A 16,049-nucleotide genomic window follows, 5' to 3' on the forward strand; every position below is an offset into this window, starting at 1 on the left:
TCATGCCTCCTTCGGGTCGACAGGGCCTGCGGCATGAGCGGAGACACGGCGGGTGCGGCGCAGCGGCGGCTTGGCGCCGAGCCGCTTGGGGTCGAGGCCGGACCAGGCGTGGCCGCCGCCGAAGAACTCCGTGCGCGCGAGCAGCGTCATGACCGGCTTGGTGAAGAGGAACACGACGACGACGTCGAGCAGGGTGGTCAGACCGAGCGTGAACGCGAAGCCCTGGACCTTGCCGACGGTGACGACGAAGAGCACCGCGGCGGCCAGGAACGACACGAAGTCGGAGACCAGGATGGTGCGGCGGGCGCGCGGCCAGGCGCGCTCGACGGCCGGGCGGTGCGAACGGCCCTCGCGGATCTCGTCACGGATGCGTTCGAAGTACACGATGAACGAGTCCGCGGTGATGCCGATGGCGACGATGGCGCCGCAGACGGCCGGCAGGTTCAGCGCGAAGCCGATGGCCGGGCCGAGCAGGGCCATGATCACGTAGGTGAGGAGCGCCGAGACCATCAGGCTGAGGATGGCGACGATCGACAGTCCCCGGTAGTAGACCACCAGGTAGAGGACGACCAGGGCCAGGCCGATGGCGCCGGCGATGAGGCCGGCCTCCAGCTGGTCGCCGCCGAGGGCGGCGGTGACGGTGTCGACGCTCTGGGTGTCGAAGGAGAGCGGCAGCGCACCGTACGAAAGGATGTTGCCCAGGTCCTGGGCGGACTTCTGGTTGAAGCTGCCGGAGATCTCGGCGTTGGCGCTCAGCGTGGTGCGCACCGACGGGGCCGAGACGACCTCGCCGTCCAGGACGATCGCGAACTGGTTCTGCGGCTCCTGCTGCTGCGACAGCTTGCTGGTGATCTGCTGGAACTTCTTGGAGCCACTGCTGGTGAACTCCATGTTGACGATCCACATGCCACGCGTGGGGTCGAACTCGCCCTTGGCGTCCTCGACGTCCTTGCCGTCCACCTCGGCCGGGCCGAGGAGGTACTTCTCCCACTGGCCGATGGCGTTCTTGCCACAGGCGACGGTGGAGTCCTCGGGCTTGACGCCCTGGCCGGCGGCGGCGCGCTGCTTGGGGTCGAGGCAGTTCAGGGTGGCGAACTTCTGCTCGAGAGCGGAGGCCGCGGCGTCCGGCGTGCCGGACGGCTTCGGGCTCTCGGGGGCCTTCGGCGTGCCCGAGGCGGAGCCGCTGGGCGTGGGCGTCGGGCTCGGGGCCTTCAGGGCCTCGGAGACCGCGCGGCCCTGCGTGGAGGCGCTCGTCGACGGGGTGGCGGACTTCTCGTCCTTGGCTCCGTCGCCCTTGCCCTTGTCCGCGGTCGCTCCGGAGGCCGAGGGCTTCGGCGTCGCGGAGGAGCTCGCGGTCGGCGCCGGCTGCTGCGAGGGCGCGTAGGTCAGGACGGGCCGGAAGTAGAGCTGGGCGGTGGTACCGACCTGCTCACGGGCCTGCTTCTCGTCGACGCCCCGGGGGATGTTGACGATGATGTTCTCGCGGCCCTGGGTCTGGACCTCGGCCTCGGAGACACCCAGACCATTGACACGGCGCTCGATGATGCCGACCGCGGTGTTCATGTTGGTCTCGTTGACGGCGTCTTCCTGACCCGGCTCGGCCTTGGCCTTGAGCGTGATCGAGGTACCGCCCGCGAGGTCGATGCCCAGGCGCGGCGTGGTGTGACCCGACCAGAACATCCCGCCCGTGAGCGCGACCATGGCGATCAGGATCAGTGCCAGGGCACGGCCCGGCCGGCTCTGGCCCCCCGCCGGCCTTCGGCCCTTCTTCGGTGCTGCCACCTTGTCGTTTCTCCCTGTCCAACCGTCCCGCGCCGGGTGTGCGCGGTACGGCCACGAAGTGTGATGGGGACCTGCCCCCGCAGAGGTGCAACCGGTCCGGGGACCGCGGACGCCGGTGGGCGTTCCCGCGATCCCCGGTGGCGACTACTTCGCCTCGGTCCCGCCGTCGGCCTTGCCGTCCTTCTTGACCTCGGTCTCGGCCTCGGCAGCGTCGACCTTCTTGGTGAGGTCGGGCTTGGCGTCCTCGGAGACCTCGACGGTCTCGGCCTCGGTGTCGGCGACGACCTCGGCGGACTCGGTCAGCGAGGAGGCGTCGTCCGGAACGACGGCGTCGGGCTCGTCGCCGTGGACGATGCGGTTGTACTCGGAGTCCTCGAGGACGGCACCGATCGCGTTCTTGGCGTAGACGGCGTGCACGCCGGGCGCGATCTCGAGGAGGACGGTCTCGTCACCGATCTCCTTGACCGTGGCGTACATCCCCCCGATCGTCCGTACGCCGGTTCCGGGCTGCATCTCGTTACGCATCTGGGCGGCCGCCTGCTGCTTCTTCTTCGCAGAGCGGGTCATCAGGAACATGGCCCCGATGAGGACGATGAAGGGGAGGAGGGTCACGATACTCACGGGACGGGTTTCCTTCGCACGGACGCGGAGAACCCGCGGCCTGATCTTCGGGGGTGGGCGTGCCGACCAGAAAGGTCGGCATCGGCGGAGTCTAGGCGAGTCCGCATCGATGGAACAACGTCCAGCATCGCACCCCGGTTCCTCGACCGACGAGTCTCCGCGCCGTCACGCCCCGAAGAGCCCCTGTTGTCCGCTTCCTGGCCGCTCCGAGCCCGCTGCCTGCGGCGGAACGAGGCCGAGATGCGTCCACGCCGCCGGAGTAGCGACCCGGCCACGCGGCGTGCGCGCGAGCAGGCCTTCCCGTACGAGGAAGGGCTCGGCGACCTCCTCGACGGTCTCGCGCTCCTCCCCCACCGCGACCGCGAGGGTGGACAGGCCGACCGGTCCGCCGCCGAAGAGCTTGAGGAGGGCCTCGAGGACCCCCCGGTCGAGCCGGTCGAGACCGCGGCTGTCCACCTCGTACACGCTCAGGGCCGCCTCGGCGATCTCCCGCGTGATCTGGCCGTCGGCCCTGACCTGCGCGTAGTCGCGGACGCGGCGCAGCAGCCGGTTGGCGATGCGCGGGGTGCCGCGGGAGCGGCCGGCGATCTCGGCGGCGCCGGCGGTGTCGATCTCGACGTCGAGGAGGCCGGCGGAGCGGTGGATGACCCGTTCCAGCTCGGCGGGTTCGTAGAACTCCATGTGCCCGGTGAAGCCGAAGCGGTCGCGCAGCGGGGGCGGCAGGAGCCCGGCCCGGGTGGTGGCGCCGACCAGGGTGAAGGGCGGCAGCTCCAGCGGGATGGCGGTGGCGCCGGGGCCCTTGCCGACGATCACGTCGACGCGGAAGTCCTCCATCGCCATGTAGAGCATCTCCTCGGCGGGCCTCGACATCCGGTGGATCTCGTCGAGGAAGAGGATCTCCCCCTCCTGGAGGGAGGAGAGGATCGCGGCGAGGTCGCCGGCGTGCTGGATGGCGGGGCCGGAGGTGATCCGGATCGGGGCGTTCATCTCCGCCGCGATGATCATCGAGAGGGTGGTCTTGCCGAGGCCGGGGGCGCCGGAGAGCAGGACGTGGTCGGCGGTGGCGCCGCGCTGGCGGGCGGCCCGCAGGACCAGGTCGAGCTGCTGGCGGACCTTCTCCTGGCCGACGAACTCGCTGAGGTCCTTGGGGCGCAGCGCCGCTTCGACGGCCTGGTCGTCGCCCTCGGCGGAGGAGCCGACGATCCGCTCCCCGGCGTCCGCTGCCGTCTCGTCGTCCCAGTTCACGTCTCTGCCTTCTCGGTCTTCATGGTGCGTTGCGTACGGTGATCGCGGGCGCTATCGGGCGCGGTTGAGCGTCTGGAGCGCGGCGCGCAGCAGCTGCGGGACCGGGGCCGAGCCGGACTCGGCGATGGCGGCCTCGGCCTGCGGGGTGACCGCGGCGACGGCGTCCTCCGCCTCGCGGCTCGCGTAACCGAGGCCGATGAGCGCGGCGGACAGCTGCTCCGTCCACGGTGCCGGGCCGGAGGCGGCGGCGCGCTGGGCGCCGACCAGGCCGCTGGTGCCGAGCGGCGAGCCCAGCTTGTCCTTCAGTTCGAGGAGGAGTTTCTGGGCGCCCTTCTTGCCGATGCCGGGGACGGCGGTCAGCGCCTTCTCGTCGCCGGTGGAGACGGCGAGCCGCAGGGCGTCGGGGCTGTGCACACCGAGCATGGCCTGGGCGAGGCGCGGGCCGACCCCGCTGGCGGTCTGCAGCAGTTCAAAGACCTGCCGCTCGTCGTCGTCCGCGAAGCCGTACAGGGTCAGCGAGTCCTCGCGCACCACCAACGACGTGGCGAGCCGGGCCTCCTGACCGATCCTCAGGGCGGACAGGGTGGTGGGCGTGCACTGGACGGCCATGCCGACACCGCCGACCTCGATCACGGCGGTGGTGGGGGCGAGGGCGGCCACCGGGCCGCTGACGAAGGCGATCATCGGGTACGGCCTTTCGAGGCGTGCAGGGCGACGGCCTGCTGGAGGCGGTTCTGGGCGGGGGCCCGCCAGATGTGGCAGATGGCCAGGGCGAGCGCGTCGGCGGCGTCGGCCGGCTTGGGCGGTGCGGAGAGCCGCAGCAGGCGGGTCACCATCGCTCCGACCTGCGCCTTGTCGGCCCGTCCGCTGCCGGTGACGGCGGCCTTGACCTCGCTGGGGGTGTGCAGGGCGACCGGGATGCCCCGGCGCGCGGCGCAGAGCATCGCGACCGCGCTGGCCTGCGCGGTGCCCATGACCGTACGGACGTTGTGCTGGCTGAACACCCGCTCCACTGCGACGAATTCAGGGCGGTACTCGTCCAGCCACCGCTCGATGCCCTGCTCGACCGCGACCAGTCGGTGACCCAGCTCGGCGTCCGCGGGGGTGCGCACCACGCCCACCCCGAGCATGGTCAGGGGCCGGCCGGCGACGCCCTCGACGACGCCGACACCGCACCGGGTCAGCCCGGGGTCCACCCCCAGTACGCGCACCTCAAGCCCTCCCCGCACCGTCTTCGTTCATGTGTTTGTGCAGGCTATCGGCTCGCACTGACAACGCGGCACGAACGGCGGCGGGCCGACGGGGGTGTGTCCCCGTCGGCCCGCTCGAAGTCGGCCCGGTATCAGGCGTCGACCTTCTCCATGACCTCGTCGCTGACGTCGAAGTTGGCGAAGACGTTCTGCACGTCGTCGCTGTCCTCGAGTGCGTCGATCAGCTTGAAGATCTTGCGCGCCCCCTCTTCGTCGAGCTCGACCTGCATGGTCGGGACGAAGCTGGAGTCGGCGGAGTCGTAGTCGATGCCGGCCTCCTGGAGGGCGGTGCGGACCGCGACCATGTCGGTGGCCTCGCTGATGACCTCGAAGCTCTCGCCGAGGTCGTTGACCTCCTCGGCGCCCGCGTCGAGGACGGCGCCGAGGACGTCGTCCTCGGTCAGCTCGCCCTTGGGCAGCACGATGACGCCCTTGCGGTTGAACAGGTACGAGACCGAGCCCGGGTCGGCCATGGAGCCGCCGTTGCGGGTCATGGCGACGCGGACGTCGGAGGCGGCGCGGTTACGGTTGTCGGTCAGGCACTCGATGAGCACCGCGACACCGTTCGGGCCGTAGCCCTCGTACATGATCGTCTCGTAGTCGACGCCGCCGGCCTCCAGGCCGCCGCCGCGCTTGATCGCCGAGTCGATGTTCTTGTTCGGGACCGAGCTCTTCTTCGCCTTCTGCACGGCGTCGAACAGCGTCGGGTTACCGTCCAGGTCGGCGCCGCCCGTGCGGGCCGCGACCTCGATGTTCTTGATCAGCTTCGCGAAGAGCTTGCCGCGCTTGGCGTCGATCACGGCCTTCTTGTGCTTCGTCGTAGCCCATTTAGAGTGGCCGGACATCTGCCTGTCTCCTTCGCGTAACCCATTTCTGAACGAACCCCAGAGATCCTACCGGGATCCCCTCACCGGCCCGCGCGCACCATGTCGACGAACAGGGCGTGCAGTCGGTGGTCGCCGGTGAGTTCGGGGTGGAACGAGGTCGCGAGCGCCCGGCCCTGCCGTACGGCGACGATGTGGCCCTCGTGCTCGGCGAGGACCTCCACCTGCGCGCCGACGGACTCGACCCACGGGGCGCGGATGAAGACGCCCTCGACGGGTCCTTCCTCGATGCCGCGGACGGCGACCCCGGCCTCGAAGGACTCGTTCTGCCGGCCGAAGGCGTTGCGGCGGACGATCATGTCGATGCCGCCGAAGGTCTCCTGGCCCGAGCGCGGGTCGAGGATCTTGTCGGCGAGCATGATCAGGCCGGCGCAGGTGCCGTAGACGGGCATCCCCGCGGCGATGCGCTCGCGTACCGGCCCCATGAGGCCGAAGAGCTCGGCCAGCTTGGAGATGGTGGTGGACTCGCCGCCGGGTATGACGAGGCCGTCGACCTCGGCGAGCTCCTCGGGGCGCCGGACCGGCCTGGCCACGGCGTCAGCCGAGGCCAGGGCGATCAGGTGCTCCCGTACGTCGCCCTGCAGTGCGAGGACGCCGATCACGGGGGTGGTGCTCATGTGACTACCAGCCTCGGTTCGCGTAGCGCTCGGCCTCGGGGAGGGTGTCGCAGTTGATGCCGACCATGGCCTCGCCCAGGTTGCGGGAGGCGTCCGCGATGATCTTCGGGTCGTCGTAGAAGGTGGTGGCCTTCACGATGGCGGCGGCGCGCTTGGCCGGGTCGCCCGACTTGAAGATGCCGGAGCCGACGAAGACGCCCTCGGCACCGAGCTGGCGCATCAGCGCGGCGTCGGCGGGGGTGGCGACACCACCGGCGGAGAACAGCACGACCGGCAGCTTGCCGAGCTCGGCGACCTCCTTGACCAGCTCGTAGGGGGCGCGCAGCTCCTTGGCGGCGGCGAACAGCTCGTTGTTGTCGTAGCCGCGCAGCCTGGCGATCTCGTTCTTGATCTGGCGCAGGTGGCGGACGGCCTCGACGACGTTGCCGGTGCCGGCCTCGCCCTTGGAGCGGATCATGGCCGCGCCCTCGGCGATGCGGCGCAGGGCCTCGCCCAGGTTGGTGGCGCCACAGACGAAGGGGGTGGTGAAGGCCCACTTGTCGGAGTGGTTGACCTCGTCGGCCGGGGTGAGGACCTCGGACTCGTCGATGTAGTCGACACCGAGGGACTGCAGGACCTGGGCCTCGACGAAGTGGCCGATGCGGGACTTGGCCATGACGGGGATGGAGACCGCCCCGATGATCTCCTCGATCATGTTCGGGTCGGACATACGGGCCACGCCGCCGTCCTTGCGGATGTCGGCGGGGACCCGCTCCAGGGCCATGACGGCGACGGCGCCGGCGTCCTCGGCGATCTTCGCCTGCTCGGCGTTGACCACGTCCATGATCACGCCGCCCTTGAGCTGCTCGGCCATGCCGCGCTTGACGCGGGACGTGCCGATCGCCGAGGAGTCGTCGGACTGGTTGCTGTGGGGAAGCGTGGTGGACACGGGGGACCTCACTCGTGAAAAGCGGTGTTGAGACACCAGTGAGGAAACAGGCCACTAGGGGTCCACAGCAAGGGCCAATGTGGAGCCGGTGGATCGTTTTCGCAGGTGACGGGGATCAGGTCGGGCGATCGGCAAGGGCAACCGGTGGCTCGTCGTCCATTTCGAAGGCCAGCGGGAACGGGGCGTGGCCGGCCAGCCGGAACCAGCGCACCGTGCGGTGCCGGCGCAGCGCCCGCGCGGCGCGTACGGAGTCGTTGTGGAAGCGACGCGCCATCGGAACCCTGCGGACGGCCGCGGCGAGCTCGCGGGCGGCCTCCTCGCCGCCGGGGGCCTGCTGCACCGCCTCGACCTGCTCGGGCTCCCCGAACACGGCGCGCAGGGCCTGGCTCAGCTCGCTCTCGATGACCTCACGCTGCTCCTCCTCGGCCTGCCGGGCGGCGTGGGCCGCCTGGTAGAGCACGATCGAGGCGGCGGGGTCGAGCACGCCGGACGTGGCCAACTCCTGGGCGACCGAAGCCCGTCGCAGCAACTGGGCGTCGAGTGCGGCGCGGGCGGCGTCGATCCGCGCGTGCAGGCGGTCGAGGCGTCCGGCGGTCCAGCTGAGGTACAGGCCGATCGCGATCAGCGCGACGACGGTCCAGATCAGGGTTTGTGTCACGGGCGCACAGGCTACCGGGGCGATCACGCCGGCCCCCCACGGTCAGCCGGTCACCGACGGAACGCGGGGGCCGGGACCTCGCACCGGCGGACCCGGGGCGCACCCCGGACGGCGGGCGCCGGGACCACGCACCGCCGGGCCCCGGACGGCGGGGTGGCCCGAGGGCGCGCGCCGGGAGGCACGCACCGCCGGGCCCCGGACGGCGGGGTGGCCCGAGGGCGCGCGCCGGGAGGCACGCACCGCCGGGCCCCGGACGGCGGGGTGGCCCGGCAGGAGGGCGTCTACTCCCGCGCCAGCCCGAACCGCGCCCGCAGACCCGTGCGTTCGTCCGTCGCCACCGAGGCCGCGCCGTCCGTCACCGTCTCGTACACCGCCAGGATGTCCGCCCCCACCGTCGCCCAGTCGAAGCGCCGCACATGCGCGCTCCCGCGTGTCCGCAGCTCCTTGCGGCGCGACTCGTCCCCCAGGAGCCGGATCGCCGCGTCGGCCAACGCGTCCGCGTCCTCGTTGGCGAAGAGCTCGCCCGCCCCGCCCTGGTCCAGGACCTGGGCGAAGGCGTCCAGGTCCGACGCGAGGACCGGCGCCCCCGCCGACATCGCCTCGACCAGGATGATCCCGAAACTCTCGCCGCCCGTGTTGGGCGCCACGTACACGTCGACGCTGCGCAGCAGCCGCGCCTTGTCCTCGTCGCTGACCATGCCGAGGAACTCGACCCGCGAGCGCATCTCGCGCGGCAGCGAGGCCACCGCCTCCTCCTCGTCGCCGCGCCCGGCGACGACGAGCCGTGTCTCCGGCCGCTCCGCGAGGATCCTCGGCAGGGCCTTCATCAGCACCGGGAGCCCCTTGCGGGGTTCGTCGATCCGTCCGATGAACCCCAGGGTCTGCCCCTGCCACTCCGCCTTGGGCTCGGCGCGCGCGAAGAAGTCCACGTCCACGCCGTTGGGGATGACGACCGCGTCGCCGCCGAGGTGCTCGACGAGCGTCCGGCGGGCGTACTCGCTCACCGCGATCCGCGCGCTGATCTTCTCCAGCGCGGGCTGCAGGATCGGGTACGCGGCGATCATGGCCCGCGACCGCGGGTTGGAGGTGTGGAAGGTGGCGACGATCGGCCCCTGCGCCGCCCAGCAGCTGAGGAGCCCCAGCGAGGGCGAGGCCGGCTCGTGGATGTGGATCACGTCGAAGGTGCCGTCGTGCAGCCAGCGCCGTACCCGGGCCGCCGAGAGGAAGCCGAAGTTCAGCCGCGCCACGGAGCCGTTGTACGGCACCGGCACGGCGCGGCCCGCCGAGACGACGTACGGCGGCAGCGGTGTCTCGTCGTCCGCCGGGGCGAGGACGGACACCTCGTGCCCGAGCCTGATCAGATGTTCGGCGAGGTCGCGGATGTGGAACTGGACGCCGCCCGGTACGTCCCAGGAGTACGGGCAGACGATGCCGATCCTCAAGGCTGTCGCTCCTCGAGGTCGGCGAGCCACAGTCGTTGGAGCATGTGCCAGTCCTCCGGATGGTCCGCGATGCCGTCGGCGAAGGCGTCGGCCAGGGCCTGTGTCATGACGGAGGTCTTCTCGGCCCGGGTACCCGACTCGGGTACGTCGACGGGCGGGTAGACGCGCCCCTTCATCACGGGGGTGTCGTCGTACCAGAGCGTCACGGGCAGCAGCAGCGCGCCCGTCTGCTGGGCGAGCATCGCCGGTCCCGCGGGCATGCGCGCCGTGTCGCCGAAGAAGGTGACCTCGGTGCCGGAGGCCGACAGGTCGCGGTCGGCGACGAGGCAGACCAGACCGCCGGCCCGCAGGCGCCGCGCGAGCGTGCCGAAGGCGGAGCCCCCGGTGTGCGGCAGGACCTCCATGCCGAGCGACTCGCGGTAGGCGACGAAGCGGTCGTAGAGGCTCTCCGGCTTGAGCCGCTCGGCGACCGTGGTGAAGGGCACGCCGAGCGAGCGGGTCACCCACACGCCGGCGAGGTCCCAGTTGGCCAGGTGCGGCAGGGCGAGTATGACGCCGCGTCCCGAGGCGAGTCCGTCCGTCAGGCGGTGGACGTCGTGGATGTGGACGCCGCTTCCCACCCGTTCCCTGCTCCAGGCGGGCAGCCGGAAGGACTCCATCCAGTACCGCATGTACGAGCGCATGCCGGCCCGCGACAGCTCCGCGAGCCGCTCGGGCGTGGCGTCCGGCACCACGCGCGCGAGGTTGGACTCCAGGCGCAGCACGCTCTTGCCGCGCCGCTTCCACGCGAGGTCGGCGATCCGCCGGCCGAGGCCGACCGCGACCGGCTCGGGGAGCTTCTTGACCGTCGCCCAGCCGAACCCGTACAGCCCGTCGGTCACCCTGTCCTTGAAAGCGCTCGTCCCGCTCATGACGTGGCCTCGTTCCCCCGTGCGGCGCTTCCGCCGGACCCGGACCCGGACCCGGACTCGGACCCCGACGCGGACCCGGACCCCGACCCCGACCCCGACTCCGACCCGGAGGCGGACCCGGGCGTCGCCGCGTCCGCCTCCGCCGACTCGCGTCGTACCGTCACCACGCGCTGACCCAGCGTCACCGCGGAGCCCACGGCCACGATCCACAGCGCGATCGGCAGCAGGACGTCGATCCCCGGCACGCCGAAGGCGTGGAGCCCGGCGAGGCCCGCGGCGACCAGCGAGATCACCAGTCGCTCGGCGCGTTCCACCAGACCGTTGACCGCGACCGGCAGGCCGATCGACTCGCCGCGCGCCTTGGTGTACGACACGACCTGGCCGCTGGCCAGGCAGAAGATGGAGACGGCGCACAGGACGTCGTTGTCGCCCTTGCCCGCGTACCAGAGCGCGAAGCCGCCGAAGATGGCGCCGTCGGCGACCCGGTCGAGGGTCGAGTCGAGGAACGCGCCCCAGCGGCTGGAGATCCCGGCCTGACGGGCCATGTTGCCGTCGACGAGGTCGGAGAAGACGAAGAGGGTGATGACGATCGTGCCCCAGAAGAACTCTCCCCTGGGGAAGAAGACCAGGGCACCCGCCATCACTCCGGCCGTGCCGATGAGCGTCACCGCGTCGGGGCTGACACCCCGGCGGAGCAGAAACGCGGCGAACGGTGTGAGGACACGCGTAAAAAATGCACGCGCGTACTTGTTCAGCATGGCCTTCCCGAGGTTCGGTGGGCCGCGCGGCCCCTACGACCACCGGCTCGCCCATCGTAGCCAGCGCCAACCCGCCGTACGGCCGGGCACCCGCCCCGCCGCGTCGCGTACGACGTATGGACGCACCATGACGACGGTGCAAAGCTCGAAGAACGACCGCGGGCACCGCCGGAGCCGCACGCGAAGCACGCCGCGCCCACTCCCCGCGCCCGCGCCCCGCCGCACCGTGCGGATCGATCGGTGCAAGCGATCGGGAGGAACACCATGGGCGACAAGGCGAACGCACACTCCGGGGCCGCCGGCAGGGCTCCGACGGCCGACCGGCCCGCGGACATACGGAACGTGGTGCTGGTCGGCCACAGCGGATCGGGCAAGACGACCCTCGTCGAGGCGCTCGCGCTGACCGCGGGGGCGGTCAACCGGGCGGGCCGCGTCGAGGACGGCGGGACGATCTCCGACCACGACGAGATCGAGCACCGCCAGCAGCGTTCCGTACAGCTCTCCCTCGTCCCGCTCGAATGGGACGGGTGCAAGATCAATCTCCTCGACACTCCGGGATACGCCGACTTCGTCGGGGAGCTCAGGGCCGGTCTGCGCGCGGCGGACGCGGCCCTTTTCGTCGTCTCGGCGGCGCAGGAGGCCGACGCCGTCGCCGGTTCGACGCGCATGGTGTGGGAGGAGTGCGCCGCAGTCGGCATGCCCCGCGCCATCGTCGTCACCCACCTGGACACGGCCCGCACCGACTTCGCCGAACTGACCCGCGTCTGCGGTGAGATCTTCGGCGGCGACGATCCCGACGCCGTGCTCCCGCTCTACCTGCCGGTCCTCGGCCCCGAGGCGCCGGACGGGCACGCGCCGGTCACGGGCCTGGTCGGGCTGCTCTCGGAGCGGATCTTCGACTACTCCACGGGTGTCCGCCAGGAGGTCGCGCCCGACGACGGCCAGAAGGCGCTCATCGCGGAGGCCCGCGGCCGGCTGATCGAGGGGATCATCGCCGAGAGCGAGGACGAGACCCTCATGGACCGCTACCTCGGCGGCGAGGAGATCGACGTCAAGACGCTGATCGACGACCTGGAGAAGGCCGTCGCCCGCGGCACCTTCCATCCGGTCCTGGCCGCGGCGCCCGCCGCCGAGGGCGGCAAACAGGGTCTGGGCACGGTCGAACTCCTGGAGCTGATCACCCGCGGCTTCCCGACCCCGCTGGAGCGCGAGGCCCCCGCCGTCACCACGCCCGACGGCGTGCCGCGTCCGCCGATCACCTGCGACCCGGAGGGTCCGCTGGTCGCCGAGGTCGTCAAGACCGCCTCCGATCCCTACGTCGGCCGGATCTCGCTGGTCCGCGTCTTCTCCGGCACCCTGCGCCCCGACGAGACCGTCCACGTCTCCGGTCACGGGCTCGCCGACCGGGGGCACGAGGACCACGATGTCGACGAGCGGGTCGGCGCGCTGACCTCCCCCTTCGGCAAGCAGCAGCGCCCGCTCGGCCGGTGCATCGCGGGCGACCTCGCCTGTGTCGCCAAACTGGGCCGCGCGGAGACCGGGGACACGCTGTCGTCCAAGGACGATCCGCTCCTCATGGAGCCGTGGAGGATGCCCGACCCCCTCCTCCCGCTCGCGATCGAGGCCCACAGCAAGGCCGACGAGGACCGGCTCTCCCAGGGCCTGGCCCGGCTCGTCGCCGAGGACCCGACCATGCGCCTGGAGCAGAACCAGGACACCCGCCAGGTGGTCCTGTGGTGCCTCGGCGAGGCCCACCGGGAGGTGGCCCTGGAGCGGCTGCGCAACCGGTACGGCGTCCAGGTCGACGCGGTCCCGCACAAGGTGCCGCTCCGCGAGACCTTCGCCGGGCCCTCGGCCGGACGCGGCCGGCACGTCAAACAGTCCGGCGGCCACGGCCAGTTCGCGATCTGCGAGATCGACGTCGAGCCGCTGCCGCCCGGCAGCGGGGTCGAGTTCGTCGACAAGGTGGTGGGCGGTGCCGTGCCGCGCCAGTTCATCCCGTCCGTCGAGAAGGGGGTACGGGCCCAGGCCGCGCGGGGAGTCGCAGCCGGGTACCCGCTGGTGGACGTCCGGGTCACCCTGCGGGACGGCAAGGCCCACTCGGTCGACTCCTCCGACGCCGCCTTCCAGACGGCGGGTGCGCTGGCGCTGCGCGAGGCGGCGGCCGAGGCGGACATCCAGCTCCTGGAGCCGGTCGACGAGGTCCAGGTCCTCGTCCCCGACGAGTACGTGGGGCCGGTGATGAGCGATCTCTCCGGGCGGCGCGGCCGGGTCGTCGGCACCGATCAGGCGGGCCCCGGCCGGACCGTGGTCCGCGCCGAGGTGCCGGAGATCGAGATCGACCGGTACGCCGTCGACCTGCGCTCCGTCTCGCACGGGACCGGGCGCTTCGACCGCACGTACGCCCGCCATGAGGCCATGCCGCCGCACCTCGCGGACAAGATCCGCGAACAGGCCGAAAAGGGGTCATAGGTACGAGCCGGAGAGCCGATGGCCGAATGACGCCCCCTCAACTCCCCCGGCGGGGGCGTCATTCGGCCGACTCGTGACGCGTCCGCCGGTACCCGGCTACGCTGTGGTGCCCAGCTCAGAAGGTGTGCGGGGCGCGGTAGTTGGGAACAGGCCGCAGAGGGTACGCGGTGAACCACGCGGGCACGCGGCGATGGGGGCATCAGTGACGATCGGCAGTTTCGGACCCGGGGCGCAGATTCCCCTCCAGGGCTCGGACGGGCAGACGGCGGCGACGCACGCCCTCGCCTCCGCCGCGTACCGCGACGGCAAGGTCGAAGCGATCCTGGACGCCAACAACGAATGGCACACGTCCAAGGTCACCGACGCCAAGTGGAAGCTCTTCCGGCCCGACCTCGGCGAGGCCTTCTCGCGGGCGGTCCAGGTACGGATGCTCGGCGGCGCCCGTAAGCCGCTCATCCAGTCCTTCGGCACCGAACCCCAGCCGGTGGTCGAGCACTGCCTGGCCGCCACGCGCATCCGCAAGCAGCGCGACGTCAAGCTGACCCTGGTCACCCTCGTCTTCGGGATCCTCTTCCTGCCCGGGCTGCTGCTCTGGCTCGGCGTCATCCAGCTGCGCCGCATGGTCGCCGGCACGGAGAACAAGCGCACCAGCGCGCTGGGCACCGGCCTGCTGGTCGGGGCGGGCATCCTCGCCGTGCTCATGCTGTTCAAGCTGCCGTTCACCGGCCTGCCGGCGATCTACCTCCGCGCCATGATCGTGGCCCCGGTCATCGGCTGGTTCCTCGCCAAGCGCATCTGCGAGTCCACCGCGCAGGACCTGCGCGCGCGGTGGGACGCCCTGCTCAGCGGGGGCGGGATCGGGGCCAAGATCCCCGAGGCGGTGCCGCAGGACCCGACCGAGAAGGCGGCCGAGGACCTCCGCCAGAACCTGGAGAAGCTCACCGCCGAGCAGCAGTCCAACGTCGTCTTCTACGCGGGGCCCAAGGGAATACTGGGCATGGGCACCCGCTGGGGCAGCTGGACACTGGCCGAGGAGCTGGTCCCCCAGGAGGGCCGGGAGATCCACGACTTCCGCGCCTGGGACGTCGTCCGGAAGATCCACGACCAGCTCACGCTCCTGGAGCGGGGCTCGCTCAAGACCGGCTTCCCCAAGCCGACCGTCAAGCACTGGATCGTCTCCCCGGTCGGCGAGGGCGCCGACGAGGTCGCCCGCCCCGAGGGCGACAACATCGTCCACTACCAGGTCAAGCCGCACGAGATACAGCGCATCTGCAACGACCAGCAGTTCGGCGCCGGAAACCGCCACTACCTGGGGGTGCAGTTCACGCTCTGGGACGGCCAGCTCGTCCTCACCATGATGATCACGGTGACCTCGCTGCTGCACACGCTGCGCGTGGAGGTCACCGGGCACGCGCTGGGCCCGGTCCACTCGCTCTTCACCACCAAGCCGAAGGCGAAGACGAAGGAGGTCTCCAAGACGGTCCGCTTCTGGGAGACCCGGGAGATCAAGCTGCCGCTCGTCGAGACCGACGAGGTGGTCCGTCTCGCCGTCCGCGCCCCGCTGACCTGGTTCCCGCCGGTCCTGGACTTCCTCGGCGGCAAGCTCGTGCTGCCCGAGCCGTTCGGCCTGCGGCACGCCTGGGCCGCGCAGCCCTGGCGCCACCGCTTCATGGCCGACGACGCCATCCGTACCGCGACCCCCGTGATGCGCGCGGTGCACGCCGCGACGATCGCCGTGCTCGACGATCACGGCGTGGACACGGAGCGCTTCACCAACCGCTCGCTGATCCTGAGCGGCACCATCCAGGACCCGGGGCCGAAGAAGGCCGACATCTACGACGCCTAGGCGCCGTCGCCGCCCGGTTGCCGCCCGGTCGCCGGGTCGCCGTCGAGGTGGGGCTACGCCGGCTCGGAGGCGGCCGGCCAGGCGGCGGCGAGCATCGCGCGGGTGTCGGCGAGGAGCTGCGGCAGCACCTTCGTATGCCCGACGACCGGCATGAAGTTGGTGTCGCCGCCCCAGCGCGGCACGACGTGCTGGTGCAGGTGGGCGGCGATGCCGGCCCCCGCCACCGAGCCCTGGTTCATGCCGATGTTGAACCCGTGCGCGCCGGACGCCGTCCGCAGCGCGATCATCGCCCGCTTGGTGAACTCGCCGAGCTCGGCGGTCTCCGGGGCGTCCAGGCCGGTGTAGTCGGCGACGTGCCGGTAGGGCACCACCATCAGGTGGCCGCCGTTGTACGGGTAGAGGTTCAGCACGGCGTACACATGCTCGCCGCGCGCGATGACGAGCCCGTCCTCGTCGGACTTCGCCGGAATCGAGCAGAACGGACAGCCGTCCTCGGCCCCTGGACCGGTCGGCTTGTTCTCGCCCTGGATGTACGCCATCCGGTGCGGCGTCCACAGGCGCTGGAACGCGTCCTGCGTCCCCACTCCGATCTGCTGTTCCGGCTCAATCGTCATGCTGAGCAGCATATTGCTTCG

At 71.4% G+C, this 16,049-nt stretch carries 15 protein-coding genes; 2 read left to right on the forward strand and 13 right to left on the reverse strand.

Annotated elements, in window-relative coordinates; translation table 11 throughout:
• The 12 genes from secD to pgsA form a co-directional block, all read right to left on the reverse strand.
• Positions 1-1,782 (reverse strand): protein translocase subunit SecD, encoded by a 1,782-nt coding sequence (secD, locus tag ACF06X_RS25025; RefSeq protein WP_392289539.1) that lies wholly within the window; start codon positions 1,780-1,782, stop codon positions 1-3.
• 144 nt (positions 1,783-1,926) lie between these two features.
• The gene (gene yajC / locus ACF06X_RS25030) at positions 1,927-2,403 is read right to left on the reverse strand and encodes a preprotein translocase subunit YajC (protein ID WP_392289540.1); all 477 of its coding nucleotides are present in this window, start codon (positions 2,401-2,403) and stop codon (positions 1,927-1,929) included.
• A gap of 165 nt (positions 2,404-2,568) precedes the next feature.
• Positions 2,569-3,648, reverse strand: coding sequence for a Holliday junction branch migration DNA helicase RuvB (ruvB, locus tag ACF06X_RS25035; RefSeq protein ID WP_392289541.1), 1,080 nt, complete (start codon positions 3,646-3,648; stop codon positions 2,569-2,571).
• A gap of 51 nt (positions 3,649-3,699) precedes the next feature.
• Positions 3,700-4,332: a Holliday junction branch migration protein RuvA gene (gene ruvA / locus ACF06X_RS25040; RefSeq protein WP_158985478.1), complete on the reverse strand. Its 633-nt coding sequence runs from the start codon at positions 4,330-4,332 to the stop codon at positions 3,700-3,702.
• On the reverse strand, positions 4,329-4,859 hold the full coding sequence (ruvC, locus tag ACF06X_RS25045) for a crossover junction endodeoxyribonuclease RuvC (protein WP_392289542.1): 531 nt from the start codon (positions 4,857-4,859) through the stop codon (positions 4,329-4,331). The genes ruvA and ruvC overlap by 4 nt, the downstream gene beginning before the upstream one ends.
• A 131-nt stretch (positions 4,860-4,990) precedes the next feature.
• Positions 4,991-5,743 (reverse strand): YebC/PmpR family DNA-binding transcriptional regulator, encoded by a 753-nt coding sequence (locus tag ACF06X_RS25050; protein WP_356895748.1) that lies wholly within the window; start codon positions 5,741-5,743, stop codon positions 4,991-4,993.
• A gap of 62 nt (positions 5,744-5,805) precedes the next feature.
• Positions 5,806-6,399, reverse strand: coding sequence for a pyridoxal 5'-phosphate synthase glutaminase subunit PdxT (pdxT, locus tag ACF06X_RS25055; RefSeq protein ID WP_392289543.1), 594 nt, complete (start codon positions 6,397-6,399; stop codon positions 5,806-5,808).
• A 4-nt stretch (positions 6,400-6,403) separates the two neighbouring features.
• Positions 6,404-7,327 (reverse strand): pyridoxal 5'-phosphate synthase lyase subunit PdxS, encoded by a 924-nt coding sequence (pdxS, locus tag ACF06X_RS25060; protein ID WP_158985486.1) that lies wholly within the window; start codon positions 7,325-7,327, stop codon positions 6,404-6,406.
• A gap of 115 nt (positions 7,328-7,442) precedes the next feature.
• Complete coding sequence (locus ACF06X_RS25065) at positions 7,443-7,985, reverse strand: hypothetical protein (RefSeq protein ID WP_392289544.1); 543 nt, start codon at positions 7,983-7,985, stop codon at positions 7,443-7,445.
• 281 nt (positions 7,986-8,266) lie between these two features.
• Positions 8,267-9,427 (reverse strand): glycosyltransferase family 4 protein, encoded by a 1,161-nt coding sequence (locus tag ACF06X_RS25070; RefSeq protein WP_392289545.1) that lies wholly within the window; start codon positions 9,425-9,427, stop codon positions 8,267-8,269.
• Complete coding sequence (locus ACF06X_RS25075) at positions 9,424-10,338, reverse strand: phosphatidylinositol mannoside acyltransferase (protein WP_392289546.1); 915 nt, start codon at positions 10,336-10,338, stop codon at positions 9,424-9,426. The genes ACF06X_RS25070 and ACF06X_RS25075 overlap by 4 nt, the downstream gene beginning before the upstream one ends.
• Positions 10,335-11,096, reverse strand: coding sequence for a phosphatidylinositol phosphate synthase (pgsA, locus tag ACF06X_RS25080; RefSeq protein ID WP_392289547.1), 762 nt, complete (start codon positions 11,094-11,096; stop codon positions 10,335-10,337). The genes ACF06X_RS25075 and pgsA overlap by 4 nt, the downstream gene beginning before the upstream one ends.
• A 264-nt stretch (positions 11,097-11,360) precedes the next feature.
• On the opposite strand from pgsA, the gene ACF06X_RS25085 reads away from it, so the two are divergent.
• Both ACF06X_RS25085 and ACF06X_RS25090 read left to right on the forward strand, forming a co-directional pair.
• Positions 11,361-13,568: an elongation factor G-like protein EF-G2 gene (locus ACF06X_RS25085; RefSeq protein WP_392289548.1), complete on the forward strand. Its 2,208-nt coding sequence runs from the start codon at positions 11,361-11,363 to the stop codon at positions 13,566-13,568.
• A 190-nt stretch (positions 13,569-13,758) separates the two neighbouring features.
• Positions 13,759-15,414: a hypothetical protein gene (locus ACF06X_RS25090; RefSeq protein ID WP_392289549.1), complete on the forward strand. Its 1,656-nt coding sequence runs from the start codon at positions 13,759-13,761 to the stop codon at positions 15,412-15,414.
• A gap of 53 nt (positions 15,415-15,467) precedes the next feature.
• On the opposite strand, the gene ACF06X_RS25095 is transcribed toward ACF06X_RS25090, so the two are convergent.
• On the reverse strand, positions 15,468-16,040 hold the full coding sequence (locus ACF06X_RS25095) for an HIT family protein (RefSeq protein WP_392289550.1): 573 nt from the start codon (positions 16,038-16,040) through the stop codon (positions 15,468-15,470).
• Positions 16,041-16,049: the final 9 nt, after the last annotated feature.

It is taken from the genome of Streptomyces sp. NPDC015346, from assembly GCF_043078785.1.
In the GTDB taxonomy this organism is placed as follows: domain Bacteria; phylum Actinomycetota; class Actinomycetes; order Streptomycetales; family Streptomycetaceae; genus Streptomyces.